This window comes from Pseudomonas sp. Leaf48 (assembly GCF_001421885.1).
GTDB lineage: Bacteria > Pseudomonadota > Gammaproteobacteria > Pseudomonadales > Pseudomonadaceae > Aquipseudomonas.
Map to the genome: position 1 here is coordinate 503,072 of NZ_LMLH01000028.1, position 23,616 is coordinate 526,687.

General features: G+C 60.3%; 19 protein-coding genes and 1 riboswitch. Of the genes, 11 read left to right on the plus strand and 8 right to left on the minus strand.

What is annotated here, in order from left to right; translation table 11 throughout:
- Window positions 1-6 precede the first annotated feature (6 nt).
- Genes ASE98_RS18120 through ASE98_RS18130 form a run of 3 tightly spaced genes read left to right on the plus strand, consistent with a single transcriptional unit; the run spans window position 7 to window position 3,481 of the window.
- Window positions 7-1,449, plus strand: coding sequence for a PIG-L deacetylase family protein (locus ASE98_RS18120; RefSeq protein ID WP_060542701.1), 1,443 nt, complete (start codon window positions 7-9; stop codon window positions 1,447-1,449).
- Complete coding sequence (locus tag ASE98_RS18125; RefSeq protein ID WP_060542702.1) at window positions 1,446-2,600, plus strand: glycosyltransferase family 4 protein; 1,155 nt, start codon at window positions 1,446-1,448, stop codon at window positions 2,598-2,600. The genes ASE98_RS18120 and ASE98_RS18125 overlap by 4 nt, the downstream gene beginning before the upstream one ends.
- Window positions 2,597-3,481 (plus strand): glycosyltransferase, encoded by an 885-nt coding sequence (locus ASE98_RS18130; protein WP_060542703.1) that lies wholly within the window; start codon window positions 2,597-2,599, stop codon window positions 3,479-3,481. The genes ASE98_RS18125 and ASE98_RS18130 overlap by 4 nt, the downstream gene beginning before the upstream one ends.
- Window positions 3,482-3,504: 23 nt before the next feature.
- Here the strand turns inward: ASE98_RS18130 and ASE98_RS18135 are convergent, their stop codons facing one another.
- Window positions 3,505-4,719, minus strand: a complete 1,215-nt coding sequence (locus tag ASE98_RS18135) for an acyltransferase family protein (RefSeq protein WP_060542704.1) — start codon at window positions 4,717-4,719, stop codon at window positions 3,505-3,507.
- Complete coding sequence (locus ASE98_RS18140) at window positions 4,719-6,581, minus strand: O-antigen ligase family protein (protein ID WP_060542705.1); 1,863 nt, start codon at window positions 6,579-6,581, stop codon at window positions 4,719-4,721. Before ASE98_RS18140 ends, ASE98_RS18135 begins: the two co-directional genes overlap by 1 nt.
- 156 nt (window positions 6,582-6,737) lie before the next feature.
- On the opposite strand from ASE98_RS18140, the gene msbA reads away from it, so the two are divergent.
- Entirely contained in the window at window positions 6,738-8,540 is a 1,803-nt protein-coding gene (msbA, locus tag ASE98_RS18145; RefSeq protein WP_060542706.1) for a lipid A export permease/ATP-binding protein MsbA, read from the plus strand.
- A 123-nt stretch (window positions 8,541-8,663) separates the two neighbouring features.
- A complete protein-coding gene (gene hldE / locus ASE98_RS18150) occupies window positions 8,664-10,085 on the plus strand; it encodes a bifunctional D-glycero-beta-D-manno-heptose-7-phosphate kinase/D-glycero-beta-D-manno-heptose 1-phosphate adenylyltransferase HldE (RefSeq protein ID WP_060542707.1) in 1,422 nt (473 codons plus the stop codon).
- A 255-nt stretch (window positions 10,086-10,340) separates the two neighbouring features.
- Here hldE and ASE98_RS18155 read toward each other — a convergent pair whose 3' ends face one another.
- The 4 genes from ASE98_RS18155 to ASE98_RS18170 all read right to left on the minus strand — a co-directional run bounded on the left by ASE98_RS18155 (window position 10,341) and on the right by ASE98_RS18170 (window position 13,854).
- Complete coding sequence (locus ASE98_RS18155; protein ID WP_060542708.1) at window positions 10,341-11,306, minus strand: hypothetical protein; 966 nt, start codon at window positions 11,304-11,306, stop codon at window positions 10,341-10,343.
- A gap of 32 nt (window positions 11,307-11,338) precedes the next feature.
- Window positions 11,339-12,151 carry an aldo/keto reductase gene (locus ASE98_RS18160; protein WP_060542709.1) on the minus strand — a complete coding sequence of 271 codons (813 nt, stop codon included), beginning with the start codon at window positions 12,149-12,151 and terminating at the stop codon, window positions 11,339-11,341.
- A complete protein-coding gene (locus tag ASE98_RS18165; RefSeq protein WP_060542710.1) occupies window positions 12,148-13,323 on the minus strand; it encodes an NAD(P)/FAD-dependent oxidoreductase in 1,176 nt (391 codons plus the stop codon). Before ASE98_RS18165 ends, ASE98_RS18160 begins: the two co-directional genes overlap by 4 nt.
- Window positions 13,324-13,521: 198 nt before the next feature.
- Window positions 13,522-13,854: a DMT family transporter gene (locus ASE98_RS18170; RefSeq protein WP_008004867.1), complete on the minus strand. Its 333-nt coding sequence runs from the start codon at window positions 13,852-13,854 to the stop codon at window positions 13,522-13,524.
- A gap of 102 nt (window positions 13,855-13,956) precedes the next feature.
- On the opposite strand from ASE98_RS18170, the gene ASE98_RS18175 reads away from it, so the two are divergent.
- On the plus strand, window positions 13,957-14,853 hold the full coding sequence (locus tag ASE98_RS18175; RefSeq protein ID WP_060542711.1) for a LysR family transcriptional regulator: 897 nt from the start codon (window positions 13,957-13,959) through the stop codon (window positions 14,851-14,853).
- An 11-nt stretch (window positions 14,854-14,864) separates the two neighbouring features.
- Entirely contained in the window at window positions 14,865-16,142 is a 1,278-nt protein-coding gene (gene waaA / locus ASE98_RS18180; protein ID WP_060542712.1) for a lipid IV(A) 3-deoxy-D-manno-octulosonic acid transferase, read from the plus strand.
- An 88-nt stretch (window positions 16,143-16,230) separates the two neighbouring features.
- On the opposite strand, the gene ASE98_RS18185 is transcribed toward waaA, so the two are convergent.
- Window positions 16,231-17,670 (minus strand): TolC family outer membrane protein, encoded by a 1,440-nt coding sequence (locus tag ASE98_RS18185; RefSeq protein WP_060542713.1) that lies wholly within the window; start codon window positions 17,668-17,670, stop codon window positions 16,231-16,233.
- Window positions 17,671-17,875: 205 nt separating this feature from the next.
- A riboswitch (TPP riboswitch) is annotated at window positions 17,876-17,981 on the plus strand.
- 163 nt (window positions 17,982-18,144) lie between these two features.
- Between ASE98_RS18185 and thiC the strand changes: the two genes are divergently transcribed.
- Both thiC and cytX read left to right on the plus strand, forming a co-directional pair.
- Window positions 18,145-20,034 carry a phosphomethylpyrimidine synthase ThiC gene (gene thiC / locus ASE98_RS18190; RefSeq protein WP_060542714.1) on the plus strand — a complete coding sequence of 630 codons (1,890 nt, stop codon included), beginning with the start codon at window positions 18,145-18,147 and terminating at the stop codon, window positions 20,032-20,034.
- A gap of 186 nt (window positions 20,035-20,220) precedes the next feature.
- A complete protein-coding gene (gene cytX, locus ASE98_RS18195; RefSeq protein ID WP_060542715.1) occupies window positions 20,221-21,513 on the plus strand; it encodes a putative hydroxymethylpyrimidine transporter CytX in 1,293 nt (430 codons plus the stop codon).
- Here cytX and ASE98_RS18200 read toward each other — a convergent pair.
- Complete coding sequence (locus ASE98_RS18200) at window positions 21,482-22,228, minus strand: RsiV family protein (RefSeq protein WP_060542716.1); 747 nt, start codon at window positions 22,226-22,228, stop codon at window positions 21,482-21,484. The genes cytX and ASE98_RS18200 overlap by 32 nt on opposite strands.
- 225 nt (window positions 22,229-22,453) lie before the next feature.
- On the opposite strand from ASE98_RS18200, the gene ASE98_RS18205 reads away from it, so the two are divergent.
- Together ASE98_RS18205 and ASE98_RS18210 are read left to right on the plus strand one after the other, a co-directional pair.
- Window positions 22,454-23,071, plus strand: a complete 618-nt coding sequence (locus tag ASE98_RS18205; RefSeq protein ID WP_060542717.1) for an NUDIX domain-containing protein — start codon at window positions 22,454-22,456, stop codon at window positions 23,069-23,071.
- On the plus strand, window positions 23,062-23,514 hold the full coding sequence (locus tag ASE98_RS18210; RefSeq protein WP_034148716.1) for a DUF1249 domain-containing protein: 453 nt from the start codon (window positions 23,062-23,064) through the stop codon (window positions 23,512-23,514). Before ASE98_RS18205 ends, ASE98_RS18210 begins: the two co-directional genes overlap by 10 nt.
- The last annotated feature ends 102 nt before the right edge of the window (window positions 23,515-23,616 follow it).

Below are 23,616 nucleotides of genomic sequence, written 5' to 3' on the forward strand. Positions count from 1 at the left end.
CAGCCCATGAGCCGCAAACAGCAACTGCTCAAGCGCCACCGGCGCAATAAACGTATCGGTCTGCTGATTGCGCTGGTGTTGCTGGTAGCCATTGGTGTGCTGGTGGTCTGGTGGTTGCCGCTGCTGGTCGCGGTCCTGGGCTGGATAGCCCACGAAGCCTGGTTTGCCGACCACCTGTTCTACTCGCCCAAAGACGACTACCAGTACAGTTTTCCCCCCTACACGCCGCAGCCCAAGGTGCACCTCAATGGTGAGTATTTGCGGCTGGACGAAGGGGTCATGCTGGTCGACGACGCAACACTGATACTGGCCCTGCGGGTAAAAAGCACCTGGCTGGGGCGCTTCATCGATCCTGTGGTCGAGTTGTGTGGCGGCGATAACCCGGACCGGCAAACATTCGAGCGCGGTGTCAACGGCCTGCGTTACCTCAATCTTACAGGGCAGGCGCAGGTACTTTCGCGCGGTGAGTTACGTCTGTGCGGGCGTTTTTGCCGCGTGCTCGGAGAGCCCGTGCTGTGGGCCTTGGAACATCCGGATTACCGACGTCAGCGGGTAATGGTGATCGCCCCGCACGCCGATGACGCCGAATTGGCTGCCTATGGTTTGTACAGCCAGGCGGACGAGGCCTGGATCGTTACGCTGACGGCCGGTGAAGTCGAAGCCGGACACTACCGGCAGATGGGTATGGATAAGGTTGAAGCAGCCCGCCTGAAAGGTCGTTTGCGCGCCTGGGACAGTATCGCCGTGCCGCGCTGGGGCGGAGTGCCGCAAGCCCATTGCGTACAACTGGGTTATTTTTGTCTGCAACTGGCGGCCATGCAGGCCTCGCCAACCTCGCCGGTAGCCTCGCGCGAGGCCGACTTGAGCGACACCCGGCTGTTCCGCCAACTCAATCCCTTTGCTTTGCCGGGCGACGCCGACGGTGCGCCGACCTGGAATAATCTGCTGGCGGACCTGCGTGAGTTGCTGTTGCGCGCGCGGCCCGAAGTCATCGTCCTGCCGCACCCGACCCTCGATCCGCACCCTGACCATATCTGCGCCCAGGCGGCCGTGCTCGAAGCCTTGCAAGGCCTGGACTGGCAGCCAACCACATTGTTGGGCTACGCCAACCACTTGCACGACAACGATCGCTGGCCGATGGGTGATAGCGGTCATGGCATCGCCCTGCCACCCGCCTTTGATCCGGCCGCGCCGATGCAACCCTGCTGCCTGCCGATATCGCTGGAGCTCCAGCGTGACAAGGCCATGGCGTTGGGCATGATGCACGACCTGCAACCACCCATGCCGTTCAAGCGGCGTCTACGCCGGTTGATTCAGCGGCTGTTGGCCGCCCGGGTACCGCCAACTTATGGCGAGAACGAATTCTTTCGCAAGGCAGTTCGGCGTCACGAACTTTTGTGGACCATCAAGCACACACCAGGCAATGTTTCTCAGCGGGGAGAGTTATGAGTCAGCGGTCAAAGGTCTTGCAGCTGCAGCCTGACTACAACGTCAAAGCCCATGATTTCGCCGACCTCGCGGAGCAGATCGTCAAGGCCTTGCCGAGCGATCGCTATGAAGTGACCGCAGCCTTTCTGCGTGGCAGGCCTGGCCCCGGCGAGGCAGTGAGCCGGGCCGACCGTTCGGTGTATTTCGAATTTTCCGACAAGTCCCTCAAGGGCATGCGCCTGCGCGCCATGTGGCAGCTGTACAAGTTCTGCCGCAGGGAAAAATTCGACGCGGTGATCTGCAATCGCTTCAAGCCGGTAAACATGATGCTGACGCTCAACCGATGGTTGAAAGTGCCGCTGTGCATCGGCATTTCCCACGGATTTGGCGAGTACGACCGGTTTTACCGGCGTCGCCAGACCCAGCGTCTGATCGATCGCCACTGGCGCTTCGTCGGGGTATCCCCGGCGGTAAAACAGTATTTGCTCGATTGTGACTGCGGTTTCACCGACCAGAACACCTACGCCATCACCAACGCCATCGACATCGAACAGGCCGAGAGTTTGCAGCACTCTCGGGAAAAGGCCCGTGAAATGCTGGGTATCGATCCGTCGGTGCGATTGATTGGCGCACTGGGTCGCCTGGTCCCGGTCAAGGGCCATATTTATTTGCTGCAGGCTTTTGCCGAACTCAAGGATAAATACCCGAACACGCAATTGGCGATCATCGGCGCCGGGCGAGAAGAGTCGCGCCTGGCCGCGGAAATCGACCGCCTGGGCCTCAGCGGTCGCGCCCATTTGCTGGGGTTCAAGGAAATAGCCCTGCAGTACATTCGGGCATTCGACATCTGGACCATGCCTTCTTTGGCTGAAGGCCTCGGGCTGGCGCTACTCGAAGGCATGAGCGGGCATTTGCCGGTGATTGCCTCGAACGTACCGGCCATGTTGCCGCTCATCGAGGGGGCTGGTGGCCTGGCGATTACACCGAAGGATGTGCCAACGTTGCAGGCGGCGCTGGACACTTACCTTGGCCTTTCGGATGACGAACTCAAGGCCAAGGGCGAGCAGGCCTTCCGTTATCTGCAGCAACACCATGACATCGAGGAGTTCCGTCGCGAATACCTCAATCTGATCGACTCCGGCCTGGAACAGGCCAGCAAGGAACAGCCATGAACGACGCGCAACCCATTGTCACGGTCATCATCCCGTCGTACAACCACGCTCCTTACATCGAGCAAAGCATCCTCAGCGTCCTCAACCAGACCTATCCGAACATCGAGTTACTGGTAGTCGACGATGGCTCGAAGGATGACAGCGTCGAGCGGATCAAGGCATTGCAGGCAATCCATGGTTTCGACTTCCGGGTCCAGGAAAACCAGGGTCTGACCAATACCCTCAACGGTGCAATTGCCCGGTCCAAAGGCAGCCTGATCGTGCCATTCGGTTCGGATGACATCATGCTGCCGGAGCGAATCGCCACCCAGGTCGCTCATATGGATGGCAAGCCGGAGGTCGGCATTTGCGCTGGCAACATCGAATTGATCGATGCCGAAGGCAATCTCTACCCCGAGAAGCGCCAGCGCCGGGATGTACCGTTCCGTCGTCTGGATTTCGAAGATATGTTCCTCGAGCGCAAGCCCTATCCTCCGGCTCCAACCCTGATGATCCGCCGCGAAGCGCTGGACAAGGTGGGCGGTTTCGACCCGACCATTCGCCTGGAGGATTTGCTGATCGAGCTGAAGGTGACTCACGCCGGTTACTTCATCGATGGGCTGAATGTGCTGATGGCGCGCTATCGCAAGCACGCCACCAACTCCTACAAGAACCACCGTTTCATGATCGACAGCATCCTGCGCACCTATGCGCTGTTCAGCGACCATCCGCTGTATGACGAGGTGCGCTACAAGTTTCTCAACTCGATGTTTCTCAAGACGGCCAACCGCGATCGCAAGCTGGCGCGAGAGCTCTTGGCGCAGATTCCGCTCAAGGCTTGGAACAAGAAGACCTGGCGAGGTCTGGGGCGATTGTTTTTTTCACGTGTGGAAAAAGACTGAGCCCGGGGCGTTGCTCAAGGTTATCAAGCAACTTCGTCCGAGAACTCTTTGCGGGTCTTCCTGTTGTGTCGTATCCACTGCAGGGTTTTCTTGCCTGCCGTGATGCCTGGTTTCTCGATGTAGACGTAGGTCAGGCTGCTGATGACGATCAGCAGGAAGCTGCACAGCGCCATCAAGGGCAGGAAAGTCCAGGTTTCCCGCGCATCCAGGTGCAACAATGGCGGCAGGCGCTGTACCAGAACCCAGAGCACGAAACCATGCAGCAGGTAGGTGCTGTAACTGATTTCTCCCAACCAGCGGATGCTGCGTGGCTTCAAGACGCCAAACAATAGATTGCCGGATGCCACGATAGTAAAAAATACGGTCAACAGCAGCAGCGGGCCCAAGCGGAAAGCGCGGTTGAATGCCGTAAATGCAATGGCCAGCGCCACCAGGGCGATGATTCCTGCCATTGGCGACTTGCCCCAGGCCAGCAATTGCGGCCGGCGAATCCAGTACGCAGCCGCGATGCCGCCGAGAAAGCCTGTCAGGTAGTGTTTCTTCAGCGAGTGCTCCCAGCCCACCAGCTGATAAAGTGCATAGATACCGATCAGGCAAAGCACCGTCTGCGCCCAGCTACCGCGATAGATGAACACCATGCCCGCCAGCGGCAGTGACAGGTAGAAGAACACCTCGTATCCCAGTGTCCAGGTGACGTTCGAGATCAGCATGCCGGTCTGGGGGTATTGATTGACGTCAGGTCGGTCGAACACCAGCCAAGCCAGAGTCTGGGCAATGATCCGGCCGACAGGTTCCTTCAGCTCCCAGTTCTGCACATAGAACACCGTCACGAACACTGCCAGCATCAGCGGCAGGTAGAGCGGATAGAGGCGAAACACCCGCGATACGGCAAAGGCCAGCCAGTCGTGCTGCCGCCCGTGGGTGAGCAGCCGGTCCCAGAACAGGAAGCCGGTAATCATGAAGAACAGTGCGACGCAGCCCTGGCCGAGCTGGGCGTAGAGGTTGTTCGGCGGCAAGTCGAACACACCGGTGCGCAGGAATATCCAGGTGATGATGGAGTGGTGCACAAACACGCCGAATGCCAGATAGCCACGCAGGCCATCAATGCCGGCATAGCGGCTTTCGCCAGAGTGATCCAGCTGTCGGGCGAACGCTGGCACGGTGCGTATCATCAGCGCAGCCGTGGCGATCGCGAGCAGATAGGCCGTCAGGGCAATCAGCGGGTTGGTTTCTGTCATCAGTGAGTCCGGGCCGGGGGAGGGCCGGCCAGCACTTGCCTGTGCAAATTGGCCACGTCGGACTCCGATGCTGTCGCGGCGTACCCCTGGAGCAGCGCGTCGAAATGATCCTCGAACAACCAGCGCCGATCCTCGGCATACCGCTGCATGTGGCGCAGATTGCGGCGACGCAGCGCAGCGCTCAGTGACGAAGGATAAATACGCATGTCGGCTATATCGATCAGGCCGAACTCACCGTCTTCGAGCACCAGTACGTTGCCCAGGTGCAGGGAGCGGAAGTAGACGCCTTGCTGATGCAATTGCGCCATGAACTTGCCGAAACGCTCCACCAGCGCCTGGCGCACTGCCGGGGCTGTGATGCCTTGCAGGACCTGGCGCAGCGTATTGCCAGGCAGCGGCGAGTAGTGCACTGCGGTATGGCCGTCTTCGAGGCGATAGAGGTCAAGGATGTGCGGGGTGGGAATACCCATGCTGCGCAATTGCACACTGTTGACGGCGAACCGTTCAGAGTAAGGGTTAAAACTCCCCGAGGTGTACCAGCGGCGGCGGCGAAACAATTTGAGGAAGCTGCCGTCAGCCAGGCGCAGGACTTTCGGGCCCAAGCCATCCTCTTCAATAACCCGGGCATCGGCAGTCAGTTGCTGCAAGGAGCCCTTTGTCATTGTCTTGACTGGCATGTCCAGGAGGCGTCTGGCCCGCTGATTGATGCTCAATGCTACGATCAGTGCCAGTGGAATCCACAGCAGGAACCAGTGTTCCTTGGGACGCGAGATAATGCCGCCGCCTTCAGTCAAACCGGCACCGATACCAAAGGCCAGCCACGTTGAGGCGATGATGAACAGCGGTTGCAGGCGATGGGTCCAGCAGCTGATAAAGCTGCGAATGTGGAAGAATAGCCATGGCAGCAAGCCGATGATACCCACGGCGTAAAGTACTCCGAGGGCAAAATTATGGGGTTCTTGCAGGGTATAACCGATACCCGGATCGAGTGACAGTGGGGCGTTATAGCCATGCCCGATCCACGGATGGTCGGCAATCTTGTCCAGGGTCAGTTGCCAGAGTTCGAAGCGAAATGAGCTGCCTCTTTCAATGATTTGCTGCGAAAAAAACGTGAAAACGACCGCTCCGGTAGTGAGCACGGACGCCAGCATCACGACGGAGCGCCGATTCCAGCAGACAAAGCACAGCCACAGGGCGGCTATCGACAGCGCTGCCAGAGGAGTTCTGGAGCCGGTTGCGATCACCGCGGCGAGCAAGATCGCCGTCGCAGGGAGGCTCAACCAAAGTACCTGCAGGCGCTTGCAAGTCATGCTCAGGCTTAGCCAGTAGGCGCAGAAAAAACCGAAGACATGGGAGCTGAGCAGTGGGTTATCAAAGGCGCCGACACCGATCAGACGCATCTCCGGTTCGTAGATCTGGCCAAACCTGTAGAGGTTGTAGGCTGAGGCGACCACTGCCACGGTCGCGGCGCAGAACAGCAGGGGGGCAATGATTTCGCTGCGATAGCGCACCATCAGCGCGCAGCCGACGAAAAGCAGAAAGGTATGCAAGGCGGGTTTGAGCTGACTGGCGGGAACGTCATCAACCGGGCTCCAGGACAAGCTGAGCAATGCCCATCCCAAAAACAGCAGTACCGCAATGATGATCGGATCCTTCAGCAGTTCTTTACAGATGCCCGGGCGCAGGCACAGGGTAACGAATGCCGGAATGCTGAACAGGCCATAATACAGTTTGTGGTGCACGCTGCGCCCCGGCAGAAAAAACATGGCGCAGAGCAACAGGAAATATCCGAGTGGAAGGATCCACAGGCAAATGAAATCGAAAACTCGATTGGATGTAGTGTTCAATCCGCTTAATTGCATGCTGAGAGACTTATTCCTGAAATTGAGCAGCCCTGCCCGGCCAGGGAGCAATCGATGAATATTTGACGCGCCACAATACACCGTCTTTATGCGATTGCCAGAGACCCGGGGAAGCTGTGCTAAAGTCAGCGTCCTTTTCATCGACAATCGCGTGATATGACCGACTCCAGTCTCTCCGCAAGCCCTTCAAGCTTGAAAATCTACTTCCGTCTGCTCGGCTACGTCCGGCCATATATCAGTCTGTTTCTGATCAGCATCGTCGGTTTTCTGATTTTCGCTTCGACGCAGCCAATGCTGGGCTACATTCTCAAGTACTTCGTAGACGGTCTGTCCAATCCCGAGGCCGTGCTGTTTCCAAGCGTGCCCTACCTGCGTGACCTGCAATTGTTGCAGGCTGTGCCGTTGCTGATCATTCTCATCGCAGCCTGGCAAGGTCTTGGATCCTATCTGGGAAACTATTTTCTGGCCAAGGTTTCCCTTGGGCTAGTCCATGATCTGCGGGTTCAGCTATTCAACAACCTGTTGGTGCTGCCTAACCGGTATTTCGACAAGCATAACTCGGGGCACCTGATTTCACGTATCACCTTCAACGTGACAATGGTCACGGGGGCGGCCACAGATGCGATCAAGGTCGTTATTCGTGAAGGCATGACGGTGGTCTTCCTGTTCGCCTCGCTGCTGTACATGAACTGGCGCCTGACGCTGGTCATGGTCGCCATCCTGCCGCTGATCGCTCTCATGGTGCGTACGGCGAGCAAAAAATTCCGCAAACAGAGCAAGAAAATCCAGTTGGCCATGGGTGACGTAACGCACGTGGCCTCGGAAACCATCCAGGGTTATCGCGTGGTGCGCAGCTTCGGTGGCGAAACCTACGAAGAAAAACGCTTCTACAACGCCAGCCAGGGAAACACCGACAAACAGCTGCGCATGACCCGTACCGGCGCCATTTACACGCCACTGTTGCAACTGGTGATCTACACCGCCATGGCTGTGCTGATGTTCCTGGTCCTGTTCCTGCGCGGTGACGCTTCTGCCGGTGACATGGTGGCCTACATTACCCTGGCCGGTCTGTTGCCCAAGCCGATCCGTCAATTGTCCGAAGTCAGCTCGACCATCCAGAAAGGCGTGGCCGGTGCCGAAAGCATCTTCGAGCAACTGGACGTCGAGCCTGAGGTCGACACCGGCACAGTCGAGCGCGACGTGGTCAGCGGTCGTCTGGATGTGCGCAATCTCAGCTTCACTTATCCCGAAACCGAGCGCCTGGTGCTCGATGACATCAGCTTCTCGGTCGAGCCTGGGCAGATGGTGGCGCTGGTGGGGCGTTCGGGCAGCGGAAAATCCACCCTGGCCAACCTCATTCCGCGTTTCTATCATCACGATAAAGGCGAAATCCTCATCGATGGTGTTGAAGTCGAGCAGTACAAACTGTTGAACCTGCGCAAGCACATCGCTCAGGTAACCCAGCATGTGACCCTGTTCAGTGACACCGTGGCCAACAACATCGCCTATGGCGATCTGGCCGGCGCCCCCCGAGAAGACATCGAGAAAGCCGCCAGGGACGCTTACGCGATGGACTTCATCGCGCAATTGCCCCAAGGCCTGGATACCCAGGTCGGGGAAAATGGTGTGCTGCTGTCCGGTGGCCAGCGCCAGCGTCTGGCGATTGCCCGCGCGCTATTGAAGAACGCCCCGTTGCTGATCCTTGACGAGGCGACGTCGGCGCTCGATACCGAGTCCGAGCGGCATATTCAGGCCGCGCTGGATCAGGTCATGAAGGGGCGTACCACACTGGTGATCGCTCACCGCTTGTCCACCATCGAGAAGGCCGATCTGATCCTGGTCATGGATCAGGGGAAAATTGTCGAGCGGGGCACCCATGCCCAACTGCTGGCGCAGAACGGCTACTACGCCCGCCTGAATGCGATGGGCCTAGATGCCCCGGCGCAAGACATCGCCTGACCTGCGACAAGAGGGTGGGCCGGGCTCACCCTTTCTGAATCATCAGGTTGCAGCCGTCGCACAAGCCGACGCCAACCCTGTGTTAATATCGCGCCCCTGTTCATTCTGTATGTGGGTTGCTCCATGAAGTTGTCGATGCCGCGATTCGATCAAGCCCCTGTCTTGGTAGTCGGCGATGTCATGCTCGACCGTTACTGGCATGGTGGTACCTCACGGATTTCCCCTGAGGCGCCGGTGCCTGTGGTCAAGGTCGATCACATCGAGGACCGCCCGGGCGGTGCCGCCAACGTAGCCTTGAACATTGCCGCCCTCGGCGCACCGGCCTCGCTGGTCGGCGTGACCGGCGACGATGAAGCCGCCAACAGCCTGGCCAACAGCCTTGAGGGCGCGGGCGTGCGGGCGTTGTTCCAGCGCATTGCGCATCAGCCGACCATCGTCAAGCTGCGGGTCATGAGCCGGCACCAGCAACTGCTGCGTATCGACTTCGAAGAACCCTTCGCCACCGATGCCCTGGCATTGGCAGCGCAGGTCGACGAACTGCTCGAAGGCATCAAGGTGCTGGTGCTGTCCGACTACGGCAAAGGCGCGCTGAGAAACCACCAGGCGCTGATCCAGGCCGCCCGTGCCCGTGGCATTCCGGTGCTGGCCGATCCCAAGGGCAAGGATTTCTCGATTTACCGTGGTGCGAGCCTGATTACGCCTAACCTCAACGAATTCGAAACCATCGTCGGTGGTTGCGCCGATGAGCACGAGCTGGTGAACAAGGGCGCGCAATTGATGCACGACCTGGACCTCGGTGCCTTGCTGGTGACCCGTGGCGAGCATGGCATGACCCTGTTGCGCCCTGATCACCCTGCGTTGCACCTGCCGGCCCGTGCCCGTGAAGTGTTCGACGTGACCGGTGCCGGCGATACGGTTATTTCTACCCTGGCAGCGGCGATTGCCGCCGGAGAGGAACTGCCCCACGCCGTGGCCCTGGCCAATCTTGCAGCGGGTATCGTGGTCGGCAAACTCGGTACGGCGGCCATCAGCGCGCCGGAACTGCGTCGGGCGATTCAACGTGAAGAAGGGTCCGAGCGCGGGGTGCTGGGCCTGGAGCAACTCCTGCTGGCGGTTGCCGATGCCCGGGCGCATAACGAGCGGATCGTCTTCACCAACGGTTGCTTCGACATCCTGCACGCCGGCCATGTGACCTATCTCGAGCAGGCGCGAGCCCAGGGTGATCGCCTGATCGTGGCGATCAACGACGATGCCTCGGTCAGCCGCTTGAAGGGGCCGGGTCGTCCGATCAACAGTGTCGACCGGCGCATGGCGGTGCTGGCGGGTCTGGGAGCGGTGGACTGGGTGATCAGCTTCCCTGAGGGCACACCGGAAAACCTGCTGCGCGAGGTCAAGCCTGATGTGCTGGTCAAGGGTGGTGACTATGGCATCGACCAGGTGGTTGGCGCGGATATCGTGACTGCTTACGGTGGCACCGTGAAAGTGTTGGGGCTTGTGGCAAACAGCTCAACCACGGCGATCGTCGAGAAGATCCGCAATAACTGACGGTGATGAGAGCTTGCTGTGGCAAGGGGCCTACTGTGTCTAGGGGGGCTCTGTGGCTATGGGGCTTTCTGTGTCGAGGGGGCTTGCTGTGGCGAGGGGGCTTGCCCCCGTTGGGCTGCGAAGCAGCCCCCCAAAATCTCTGACGCCTCAAAATCTTGTGAGCGCTTCGCGCTCAAACGGGGGCAAGCCCCCTCGCCACAGAAATCCTCTTCACCACGGGAACCTCTTTTTCACTGGTTCCCCCTTGTGCCTTTTCTATCGTGTGGCCTTGCGCGGCACCATTTTCTTCAGCAGCTGTTTGGCTTTTCCGCGCAAGCGCGCCAGGCCAGAGTCCTTCCCAGGCGGCGTCAACCCCTGCTGCCGTACCCAGTCCTTCCAGCGAATCCGCTCATCGCGCACCAGCCAGCCTTCCTGCCGGGCAAAGCTCTCGGCCAGGTACAGCCCGCGGGTGCTCGCCGGGTACAACTGATCCTTTTTCAAGGTATAGAGCTCGGCCATCGGGTGACCGTCCTGCAAAGGCATCAGGTACAGGTCCGGGCGCTTGCGGTCGAGGCGGGCGACGAGTTGATCGCCTTCCAGCCTTTCGTCGACATGGAACAGGCTCAAGGATTTGGCTTCCTTGGGCACTTCCAGGCGCAAGTCGTAGATCAGTTGCAGCGACGCCGTCGGCAAATGAACGTAGGCCCGGGGCCGCTCAATCAGTTGCAGATTCGCGCAACGCACCGGTCGCGCCGAGCCGGACAGTGGCGTCAACCGAAACGGCAGGGCTTCACGGTAATGCAGGGCCGTGGAGTAGGGTGCCGGCAGCCAGGTGTCGTTGAAGCGTCCACCGAGCCAGCCTTCGGGGGTTTCCAGCAGGCACTCTTCGGCAATTTCCTGGATCGCTGTGTGCAACGGCAGGTTCAGCTCGTGGGCCGGTACATAGCCGGAGATCAACTTGAGCACCACGTCGCCGCGGTCCTGACGACGCTGGCGAACCAGCACCCAGTAATCGCGATTCTGCCAATGCAGCGTCAAGCGCACCGAGACGCCGAGGTTGGCCAGTTCCAGGGCAAAACGCTCGCTGTCACTGACCGTCACCGGGCGACGACGTTGCAGGGTCTGAGTGAAGTTCAGCGGCCTGCCGACGCTTTGGTAAGTCAGGCCTTCGGGGGTCGCTTCGACGAATAACGGCAGGGTCTTGAAGTTGCTCGGGTTCTTTCTTATGAGCGTACGCGGCATGTCGGCTCCTGCTTAAGGCCGCGTGGGCGGCGTCAGTTGCTACGTAGGACCTGGGCAACGGTCGCGACATTGTGGGCGAGGTGCAACGGATTGATGGTGCCGACAATAGCACTGGCAACACCGGGATGTTCAAACAACAACTCGAAACTGGCGCGCACCGGATCAACGCCCGGGCTCAGGCAAACGTGACCGCTGGCTAGGGCTTTTTTCACCAGAATGGCTTTGCCGTGTGCAGCAGCATAGTCAATGACGGCTTTCTCGTTCTGTTCGTTCAGATTGTAGGTGACCATCGCACAGTCACCTTGCTCCAGTGCTTTCAAACCGCCATCGACGGTTTTGCCGGAGAAACCGAAGCCACGGATCTTGCCCTCGGCCTTCAACTCGGCGAGCGTCCCGTAGACCTCGCAGTCATTGAGGATTGCCAGGTCGTCACCGTCGGAGTGCACCAGCACCAGATCGATGAAGTCTGTTTCCAGACGTTGCAGGCTACGTTCTACCGACATGCGCGTATGTGCGGCGCTGAAATCGTGGCGCGACAGACCGTCGGCAAACTCCTCGCCGACCTTGCTGACAATCACCCATTCATGACGCTGGCCGCGCAGCAACGGGCCGAGGCGTTCTTCGCTGCGGCCGTAGGCTGGAGCGGTATCGATCAGGTTGATGCCAAGGTCGCGTGTCAGTTTGAGCAACATGCGCGCTTCGTCGTCGTCGGGGATCTTGAAACCGTTGGGGTACTTCACCCCTTGATCGCGGCCCAGCTTCACCGTGCCCAGGCCAAGGGGCGATACCAGCAGGCCGGTGCTGCCCAAGGGGCGATGCAAATCGTGCAGGGTCGGCTGGCTCATGGCAACAATTGCTCCCAGGCTGGAACGCCCATCGGCGGTTTCGGCAGTTCCGGCAGTGGCGCCGGATGGCCTGGCTGGATACCGTCGCGGGTCAGGCTGGCGATGACCCGGTCGGCGAAATCAGGTGCCAGCGCCAGTTTGGTCGGCCAGCCGACCAGCAGTCGATCCTGCTCGGCGAGGAATGCGTTGTCCGGGCGGACCAGCCCCGACTGCAGCGGCTCTGCACGGTCGACGCGCAGGGTCGCCCATCGCGCGGTGCTCAGGTCGATCCACGGCAGCAACTGACCGAGCTCTTTGTGCGCCGTGGCAATTTGTGTGGCGGGTTCACGGGCCACACCTTCGGCTTCGGCGATGTCACCGCCCAAGTACCAGACCCACTGGCCATCGGCGGCCGGGTGGGTGGTCACGGTCAGGCGCGGTTTGGTGCCCCCGCCCAGGCAGTGGGCGTACAGCGGCTTCAGGCCCGGGCCCTTGGCGATGATCATGTGCAGCGGTCGGCGCTGCATGGCTGGCTGGTCAATGCCCAATGCCGCCAGCAAGTCGGCGGTGCCGGCGCCGGCGCTGAGGACGATGCGTTGGGCACGGATTTCTCGCTCATCAACCTTCAGTCCGACCAGATCGCCGTTTTCCCGAATCGGTTCGATCTTGTGCCCGGCGAGCAAGCCGTCACCCGCCAGGTCGGCAAGGCGCTGGATCAGGCTCGGAACATCGATCACCAGCTCCGCGAGGCGATAGACCTTGCCCTTGAAGCGCTTGTCTTGCAGGGCCGGCGGCAGTTGTTCGCCCTTGACCTGATCGACGCGACCGCGCACGGCCTTGCTGGCGAAAAAACTGGTGAGGTTGCCGGCGAGGGTACCGGGCGACCACAGGTAATGAGCTTCGGACAACAGGCGCACGCCGGACAGGTCCAGCTCGCCGTCGCCGGCCAAGGCTTCACGCCAGCGGCGCGGCATGTCGGCGATGGCTTCCGAGGCGCCGGTCAGGGCACCGTGCAGCGCGTACTTGGCACCGCCATGGATAATGCCCTGGGACTTCAGGCTCTGCCCGCCGCCAAGGCTGGCGCTTTCCACCAGTACGGTCGAATAACCCTGGCGGCGCAGGCGCGCATTCAGCCAGAGGCCGGCGACACCAGCGCCGACAATCAGAACGTCGGTGGAAATAACGGATGGCATTCGGCGACCTCAGTGTTCAAGACGAGGACGCAGTATACAGACTCGAAGAAGAGTCGATTTGTTGGTGATCAATAGGGTGGACGCAAATCCTGTGGGAGCGGGCTTGCTCGCGAAGGCGGTGTGTCATTCAGAATGGAAGTTGGCTGGCTTTGCGCCTTCGCGAGCAAGCCCGCTCCCACAATGGAGCTTAATGCGTCTTCAGTGCCCGGCAGTTTTGGAGAAGAGCTGGATGACCACAACGCCCAGCACAATCAACGCCATCCCCAGCATCGCCGGTACGTCCAGCTTCTGCCCGTAGATAAACAGTGCCGCGACGCTGACCATCACGATGCCCATGCCGGCCCACACCGCGTATGCCACGCCTACCGGGACGCTGCGCACCACCAGGGTCAGCATCCAGAAGGCAATGCCGTAGCCGACGATCACCAGCAGCAGCGGCAGCGGAGTGCTGAAGCCTTTGACCGCTTTCATGGAAACAGTGGCAATCACTTCGGCGCAGATGGCAATGGCCAGGTAGTAGTAAGCGGTCATGGGTCAATCCTCGTGTGAAGTGTTGCTCTCTGAGGTCGGCATTCTAGAGTCTGGCCAGATGCGGTAAAGTCATTACCTATCTGTTTTGAAGATGGGTTTAGCATGCAGTGGAATCTGGAACAACTGCGCCTGTTCGTCAGCGTAGCGGAGCAGCGCTCGTTTTCCGCCGTGGCGCGGGATCAGCGCAAGGCGCAATCGGCGGTCAGCAGTTCGATCGCGCTGCTGGAAGAAGACCTGGGTGTGAGTCTGTTCGACCGCAGCAGCGGGCGCCAGCCTAAGCTCACCGAGGCCGGCAACGCGTTGCTGGAAGAGGCACGGGAAGTGCTGCGCCAGTGCGAGCGTCTCAACGGCCGGGCGCTGGCGATGATGCGCGGGCAGGAGGCATTGCTGCGGTTGGCCCAGGACGAGGCGATGCCTTATCAGCCGATCATCGAAAGTTTTGAAGCGCTGGCCGAGCAGTTTCCCAGTCTGGAAGTGCAGTTGACCAGCGCCGCGCAAGGGGAAGTGGCGCGTAAGCTGGTGGAGCGTCGCGCCGATCTGGGTTTGCTGTTTTTTCACGACCAGATTCCTGAAGCGCTGGAGCGGCGGGTGCTCGGTAGTGTGGAAATGGTCACGGTTTGCGGCGTCGATCATCCATTGGCGAAGCAGACCCACGTGAATTGCCAGGCGCTGGCGCAGCATCGTCAGTTGTTGATGTCCACCCAGTCCAGCGTCTATCCCGGCAGTGAGCCGGCCAGTCCGCAGGTCTGGCGTGCCGACAGTTTCTACGTGATGGCCGAATGGCTGGTGCGGGGCCTCGGCTGGGCCTGGTTGCCACGCCATGTGGTGCAGTACCCGACGTACCAGAATCAGATGGTCGAACTGGTCAGCGAATGGACCCCGCCGGCCCTTGTGGTGGAACTGGTCTGGCGTCGCGACGAACCGCTGGGCCCGGCCGCGCGCTGGCTCGCCGAACGTTTTGCCGTGCACTTGCAGGCGATTGGCGTGAAAAGCCGATAAACTCCGCCGCCATGAATAGAACTCTCTACACCGCGCTGTTTTATCTGGGGCTGCCACTGGTAGCGATTCGGCTATGGTTGCGCTCGCGCAAGGCGCCGGCGTACGCCAGGCGCATCGGCGAGCGCTTTTCCTATGGGATGCCGGCGATGCAACCGGGCGGCATCTGGGTGCACGCGGTGTCGGTGGGAGAAAGCATTGCCGCCGCGCCGATGATCCGCGCCTTGCTGCAACGTTATCCAACGTTGCCGATCACCGTGACCTGCATGACTCCGACCGGTTCGGAACGCATCCTGGCGTTGTTCGCCAATGAGCCGCGTATCCAGCACTGCTATCTCCCATACGACCTGCCGTGCGCGGCCAAACGTTTCCTGGACCGGGTCCAGCCGAAGCTGGCGGTGATCATGGAAACCGAATTGTGGCCCAACCATATTCATCAATGCGCCAGGCGCGGGATTCCCGTGGCGTTGGCCAATGCGCGCCTGTCCGAGCGATCGGCCAAAGGCTACGGCCGGTTTCGCAAATTGACCCAGCCGATGCTCGCCGAGATGAGCCTGTTCGCGGTACAGACCGAAGCCGAGGCCCAGCGCTTTCTTGAGTTGGGTGCGCGCCCGGAGACGGTGCAAGTGACCGGCTCGATCAAATTCGACCTGACCATTGACCCGCAACTGCTGGTGCGCGCCAGCGAACTGCGCCAGCAATGGCAGGCCCAGGAGCGTCCGGTGTGGATCGCCGCCAGTACCCACGACGGTGAAGATGAAGTGGTGTTGGCGGCCCATCGGCAGTTGCTGGCCAATCATCCCGACGCTCTGCTGATACTGGTGCCGCGTCATCCGGAGCGCTTCAATTCGGTTCACGCCCTGTGCCGGCAGCAAGGCTTTGCCACGGTGCGTCGCTCCAGCGGCGACGCAGTAGAGGCAGGCACTGCGGTGCTGTTGGGCGACACCATGGGCGAGCTGCTGTTTCTCTACGCTTTGGCCGACAGCGCGTTCGTCGGCGGCAGCCTGGTGCCCAACGGCGGGCATAACCTGCTGGAGCCGGCCGCCTTGGCCAAGCCGGTTTTGAGCGGGCCGCACTTGTTCAATTTTCTCGAAATCTCCGCGCAGTTACGTAGTGCCGGGGCGTTACAGGAAGTAGAGGATGCCGAAGGACTGGCGCTGGCGGTGCAGCGGTTGTTCGAGTTGCCGCGGGATGCGCAGCGGATGGCTGAGGCAGGGTTGAATGTAATGCGCAGCAATCAGGGTGCGTTGCAGCGGTTGCTGGATGGGTTGGGGCGGTTGATCGACCGTTAGACCGTGTTGCTTGAATTGAAAAGATCGCAGCCTTGTTTCACTCGACAGCTCCTGCAGGGAGCTGCCGGAGGCTGCGATCTTTTGCTTTTTATTGCTCCGGTCTTGCCTTCAGTTGCTCGGCCGCAGCCTTGGCCAGGTCCGGCGGCAGGAAGTCCTTGTCCGGGTTGTAGTTGGGGTTGAGCCAGCGAGCCAGGTCCTGCAGATCCCCAGGGTTCAACGTGCCTGCCTGCTGCTTCAGGCGCAGGTTGTCCAGGATGTAGTTGTAGCGGGTGTTGTTGTAGTCGCGCACCGAGGTGTACAGCTGGCGCTGCGCATCCAGGACGTCGACGATGTTGCGCGTACCCACCTGGTAACCGATCTCGGTCGCTTCCACTGCGCTCTGGTTGGAGATGATCGACTGCTTGCGCGCCTGCACTTGCTCGACGTCGGTGTTCACGGCGCGGTGCAGGTCGCGGGTGTTTTCGACGATTTGACGACGCAGGGATTCACGCTGCTGCTCGGTCTGGTTCAGTTGCGCATAGGATTGGCGCACCTGGGAGGTGGTCAGGCCGCCGCTGTAGATCGGGATATTCAATTGCAGGCCCACGGTCGTTTGCTCGACGTCGCCGCTGTAAGCCTGGGGAAGATTATTGGGGTTGCTGAAACCCAGGGCGTCGTTATCACCTTTTTCGTACTTGGCTACTGCGTCCAGGGTTGGCAGGTGCCCGGCCTTGCGCTGCTTGAGCGTTTCCTCGGCGGCGCTGACAGCATAATTGCTGGCCAGCAGATTGAGGTTCTGCCTGGCTGCCGTTTCGACCCAGGCTTTGGCGTCGTTCGGCGCGGGCGGCAGGATCGGCAAGTTATGGCTGATGCCCTGGATCGAGTTGTACCGACGGTTGGTCAGGGTGACCAAGGCTTCGAACGCGTCATCCACCTGGCGCTGCGCGACGATGCGGTTGGCGCGCGCGGTGTCGTAGCTGGCCTGGGAATTGAGTACGTCGGTCTTGTCCGAGAGGCCGACATCGAAACGCTCGTTGGACTGATCGAGTTGACGTTTGAACGCGGCTTCTTCGGCCTTGGTCGAGGCCAGGGTGTCCTGGCTACGCAGCACGTTGAAGTAGCTGTCGGCGGTCTGCAGGATCAGGTTTTGCTCAGTTGCCGAGAGCTGCAGAGCGGCCTGTTCGTTCACATCCTTGGCAGCCTGGAACTGGAACCAGCGATCGGCCCGGAACAGCGGCTGCGCCAGGGTCGCCTGATACGAATTGGCATTGCGGTTAGCCGTTGCCGAAGGCTGGTCGATCGAGGTGCGCACGTTGGCCACGTCCGCACCACCGGAAAGATTGGGCAGAAGTCCGGCGCGGGCCTGCGGCACCACTTCTTTTTGCGCGCCGTATTGGGCGACGGCGGCAGCCAGGTCGGAGTTGTTGTTCACGGCCTCCTGGTACACGCTGACCAGGTCTGTCTTGTTCGATAAGGGCGCTTCTGCTGCCCAGGCCATTCCGTTGGACGCACAAGACACGGCAAGGGCCAGTGAGAGTTTGCGCAGCATAGGCGTTCCCTAGATTTGATATTACACAGGTAATTTGAGCGCCAAGGCTAAGGCGCGGCTCGTTCAGCGTCAATGCGCCGTCCGGCGTAGCGAGTGTAGTTGTGCAGCGGGGCGGCAACAATCCTGTCTATGCGTGTTATTACGCCATTCATCGTGGTGGTTATAGCGGAGTTGGCGTTCTTTGCCAGTTGTGTCTAGACTGGCCGGGTTCTTGTCGGGGTGCCTTGCTATGAGGCTGAGATCGAATAATTTCGGATCCCGTTGAACCTGATCAGGTTAGCGCCTGCGTAGGGAACAAGATTTCTCGTCACCCGGCGAGTCCTCTTGTGCTTCGTCCGGGATGTTGTTCGACAATCGAACACCCCTCGAGCACTGAGCACAGCACAGCTGGTTTTCCAGCGCCCGTGCGTCCATTCGTTTACAGGTTCGCTCCGACAAAATTCCACTGCCTGGATGCTGTCTGGAGAGCCCGTGATGACTACAAAAGCAAAAATCGCTACCAACCTGAGTGACTCGGCCAAGGTCGATCAACAATCGGTGCAGCCGTTTACCCGCTCGCAAAAAATCCATGTTCAGGGCACTCGCCCGGACATTCTCGTGCCGATGCGCGAAATCAGCCTCGACGTGACGCCGACCGACTTCGGCGGCGAGGTCAATGCACCGGTCGTGGTCTATGACACCTCCGGCCCTTACACCGATCCCAATGTCATCATCGACGTGCGCAAAGGCCTGGCGGATGTACGTTCGCCGTGGATCGAATCCCGTGGCGACACCGAGCGTTTGAGCGGCCTGAGCTCGAACTTCGGCCAGGAACGCCTTGCCGATCCAGAGCTGACCAAGCTGCGTTTTGCCCACGTCAACAACCCGCGTCGCGCCAAGGCGGGCGCCAACGTCAGCCAGATGCACTACGCGCGCAAAGGCATCATCACCGCCGAGATGGAATACGTCGCCATCCGCGAAAACATGAAGCTGGAGGTGGCCCGCGCCGCCGGCCTGCTGGACCAGCAACACGCCGGTCACAGCTTCGGCGCCAGCGTGCCGAAGATCATCACCCCCGAATTCGTCCGTGACGAGATCGCCCGCGGCCGCGCGATCATTCCGGCCAACATCAACCACACCGAACTGGAACCGATGATCATCGGCCGCAACTTCCTGGTGAAGATCAACGGCAACATCGGCAACAGCGCCTTGGGTTCGTCCATTGAAGAAGAAGTGGCGAAGCTGACTTGGGGCATTCGCTGGGGTTCGGACACGGTCATGGACTTGTCCACCGGCAAACACATTCACGAAACCCGCGAGTGGATCATCCGTAACTCGCCGGTGCCGATCGGTACCGTACCGATTTATCAGGCCTTGGAAAAAGTCGGCGGCGTGGCCGAAGACCTGACCTGGGAGCTGTTCCGCGACACGCTGATCGAACAGGCCGAGCAGGGCGTCGACTACTTCACCATCCACGCCGGCGTCTTGCTGCGCTACGTGCCGATGACCGCCAAGCGCGTGACCGGCATCGTTTCCCGTGGCGGTTCGATCATGGCCAAGTGGTGCCTGGCACACCACAAAGAGAACTTCCTCTATACCCATTTCGAAGACATCTGCGAAATCATGAAGGCCTACGACGTCAGCTTCTCGCTGGGTGATGGCCTGCGTCCGGGCTCTATCGCCGACGCCAACGATGAAGCACAGTTCGGCGAACTGGAAACCCTCGGCGAGCTGACCAAGATCGCCTGGAAACACGACGTGCAGTGCATGATCGAAGGTCCTGGCCACGTGCCGATGCAATTGATCAAAGAGAACATGGACAAGCAGCTCGAATGCTGCGACGAGGCGCCGTTCTACACCCTCGGCCCGCTGACCACCGACATCGCGCCGGGCTACGACCACATCACCTCCGGTATCGGCGCGGCGATGATCGGCTGGTTCGGTTGCGCCATGCTCTGCTACGTGACGCCGAAGGAACACCTGGGCCTGCCGAACAAGGATGACGTGAAGACCGGGATCATCACCTACAAGATCGCCGCGCACGCAGCCGATCTGGCGAAGGGGCATCCGGGTGCGCAGATCCGCGACAATGCCTTGAGCAAGGCGCGTTTCGAGTTCCGCTGGGAAGACCAGTTCAACCTGGGCCTGGATCCGGACACCGCTCGTTCGTATCACGACGAGACGTTGCCGAAGGATTCGGCCAAGGTCGCGCACTTCTGTTCCATGTGCGGGCCGAAATTCTGCTCGATGAAGATCACCCAGGAAGTCCGCGAGTATGCGGCCAACCAGCGGATCGAAGCGCTGGACGTCGACGTCGCCCAAGGCATGGCCGAACAGGCCGAGCGCTTCAAGCAGGAAGGCAGTCAGCTGTACCAGAAAGTTTGATCTGACCTGTGATTGACGGCGCCTGCGCTGCCGTCTTCGCGAGCAAGCCCGCTCCCACACTGGATCTCCTGTGAACACAAATTTTGTGTACGACCGAGATCAATGTGGGAGCGGGCTTGCTCGCGAAGGCGTTGGAACAGGCACCGAATTACTCAATGACACACTTATCCCTCTGAGATAACACCCTTGAGCATTCAACCCAGCACTTACTCCCCTGACATCGCCGTGCCGACCGACAAACGTGTGTTCGGCGGCCGCGATCTGTTTTCCCTGTGGTTCTCCCTCGGCATCGGCCTGATGGTGTTGCAGACCGGCGCCCTGTTGGCGCCAGGCCTGGGCCTGTCCGGCTCGTTGCTGGCAATCTTCCTTGGTACGCTGGTCGGCGTTCTGCTGCTGGCAGCGGTGGGCGTGATCGGTTCCGACACCGGTCTGTCGTCGATGGCCGCGCTCAAACTCAGCCTCGGTGCCAAAGGCGCGAGCCTGCCGGCTGTGCTGAATTTGCTGCAACTGATCGGTTGGGGGGCGTTCGAAATCATCGTCATGCGCGACGCCGCCAGTCTGCTCGGTACCCGTGCATTCAGCGAAGGCTCCCCCTGGGCGAGCCCGCTGCTGTGGACCCTGTTTTTCGGTGCCCTGGCAACCCTGCTGGCAGTCAGTGGGCCATTGACCTTCGTGCGCAAAGTCCTGCGCAAGTGGGGCATCTGGCTGCTGTTGGCTGCGTGCATCTGGCTGACCTGGAACCTGTTCGCCAAGGCCGATCTGGCAGCATTGTGGGCCCAGGCCGGTGACGGCTCGATGCCATTTGCCGTGGGCTTCGACATCGCCATCGCCATGCCGCTGTCGTGGCTACCGCTGATTGCCGACTACTCGCGCTTCGGCAAGCGGGCGAAAAACGTTTTTGGCGGCACCGCCATCGGCTTCTTTATCGGTAACTTCTGGCTGATGAGCCTGGGCGTGGCCTACACCCTGGCGTTCGCGCCGAGCGGTGAAGTCAATGCACTGCTGTTGGCGCTGGCGGGTGCCGGCCTGGGGATTCCGCTGCTGCTGATTCTGCTGGACGAGTCGGAAAACGCCTTTGCCGACATTCACTCGGCGGCAGTGTCCAGCGGCTTTCTGTTGCGCCTGAAGGTCGAGCATCTGGCCCTGGCCATCGGCGTGATCTGCACCTTGATCGCCTTGCTGGCGCCATTGGCCCAGTACCAGAACTTCCTGCTGCTGATCGGTTCGGTGTTTGCGCCGCTGTTTGGCGTGGTGCTGGTGGATCACTTCATCCTGCGCAAGCGCAGCGCCCAGGTAGCGTCAGCTGCCTTGCGCTGGCCGGCGCTACTGGCCTGGCTGGGCGGAGTCAGCACCTATCACCTGTTGGCCAATCTCTATCCGGACGTTGGTGCAACCCTGCCGGCGCTGGTCCTGGCAGGGCTGTTGCAACTGGTGCTGGGCCGGGCTTTCAGTTACGGCCGGGAAACAGCTCGGGTTTGATGATGCCGTTCAGGCGTGGGTAGGGGATCTTCAGTTCGACATGGCCCAGCGCGTAAGGCGCGATGCTGCTGGTTTCGTACTTGAGGATCACCCCGCCATAGGTCAGCGCCACGTTCTGGGTTTTCTGGAACGGCCAGCTCTTCACGAACTCCGGTTCCTGATCGAGCTTGGTGCTGATCAGCCAGCTGTTGTGCGCCACCTGTGCCGCTTTCCAGAATGCCTCTTCCTGCCCCGGCACCAGCATGTCGGACAAGGTCAGCACTTTATGCTGCTGGCGCGAATAGTTGATGAAACCGCGACCCGGCGTGCCATGGGCACCGCCAGTATCCAGGTAACTGGACAACTCGATGATCACCAGGCCGTCATGTTGCTCGCGTACCTTGGCCTGCAAGTAGATGCTGTTGCCCGGGCCGGCACTGCGCAAAAACTGTTCGCGATAAGCCGCCAGGGTCGGTGCCACTGGTGCGTCAGGCGAAGTGCGGGTCATCTGCAGCAGGCGTTTTTCGATGATGCCGTCAAGCTGTGGCTCGTCCGGGAAGTGCAGGGTGTCGATGTTGACCAGTGGGCAATCCTGGTTGGTGCAACCAGTTTTGAGCTGTTCGGAAGCGTCGCGGGTGGTTTCCAGCGGCGCACGGTAATTGGGCTGAAACAGGCTCTGGCAAGCGCCCAGGGTCAGGGCGATGGCGGCCACAGAGACAATTTTGAAAAGTGACATGGGCGTCCTTTCTGAAACAGGGGAAGGCAAAAAGTTATCCGCTTCGACTCTCAACGAAGCAATCAGTTCGCCACTAAGCTAATTAGAGTGGGTTTCGTCTTCACCGTCCATCCCGCTGACGGCAAAGGGGCTGCATCAAACGCCACCGGCGCGTTAGGATGGCGCGAAGTCGAGGCTCCAGGAAAAAAGGAACCTCGTAAAGGATTTGCAGGAACGAGGATTGCCATGACCGATTTCACCACCGCCATTCCGACCGCCGTTGATATCGTACGGCGCGAGAAGTGCTTCGAGGGCTTCTACAAGCTCGACCGCGTGCACTTGCGTCACGAATTGTTCGCAGGGGGCATGAGCCGGGAAATCAGTCGCGAACTGTTCGTGCGCCATGATGCGGTATGCATGCTGCCTTATGACCCGCAGCGCGACGAAGTGGTGTTGATCGAGCAGTTTCGCGTCGGCGCCCTGGGCAAGACTGACAATCCTTGGCTGGTCGAACTGGTCGCTGGTCTGATCGACAAGGATGAAGTGCCGGAAGCAGTTGCTCACCGCGAAGCGCAGGAGGAAGCTGGGCTGGAAATCAGCGCGCTGTGGCCGATGACCAAATATTTTCCATCGCCCGGCGGCAGCAACGAATTCGTGCATCTGTACCTGGGGCGTTGCGAAACAACCGGGGTTGGCGGCCTGCATGGGCTGGAGGAAGAGGCAGAAGATATCCGCGTCACGGTCTGGGCCTTCGAAGATGCCCTGCAGGCCGTACGCGACGGGCATATTGCCAACGCGGCGAGCATCATTGCCTTGCAATGGCTGGCTTTGAACCGCGCTGAAGTGAGGGGGTTATGGTTGTAAACAAGCTGCGCGATCGCTATCGGGTGGATCTGGTGGGGCTGCAAGCATCCTGCGAAGCGAACTACGCGCGCCTGATGCGACTGCTGCCGGACATGCGCAGCGAGCCCGCCGCGCGGCGCATCGCCGTGACCCATGGCGAGCAGATGCTTGGTGTGCTGGCGCTGGAGGTGCTGCAGGTGTGCCCTTACACCACGACCCTGCAAGTGCGCCAGGAACACAGCCTGCCCTGGCTGCCGGTGCCGCAACTGGAAGTGCAGGTCTATCATGATGCCTGCATGGCTGAAGTGGTCAGCGCCGAACATGCACGGCGCTTTCGTGGCATCTATCCTTACCCGAACGCCTCGATGCACCAGCCAGACGAAAAAGCCCAGTTGAACATGTTCCTGGGCGAGTGGCTGAGTCATTGCCTGGCATTGGGCCATGAGTACGAAGTAGTACGTTAATCGAGCGCTGCAGTTGTGAACTGCGTCAGGTTCACAGGTTTCCCCTTTCGTTCGTCCCCCAGCATAATTGCGCCAACCCTCCATTCCCGTGATCACACCCTG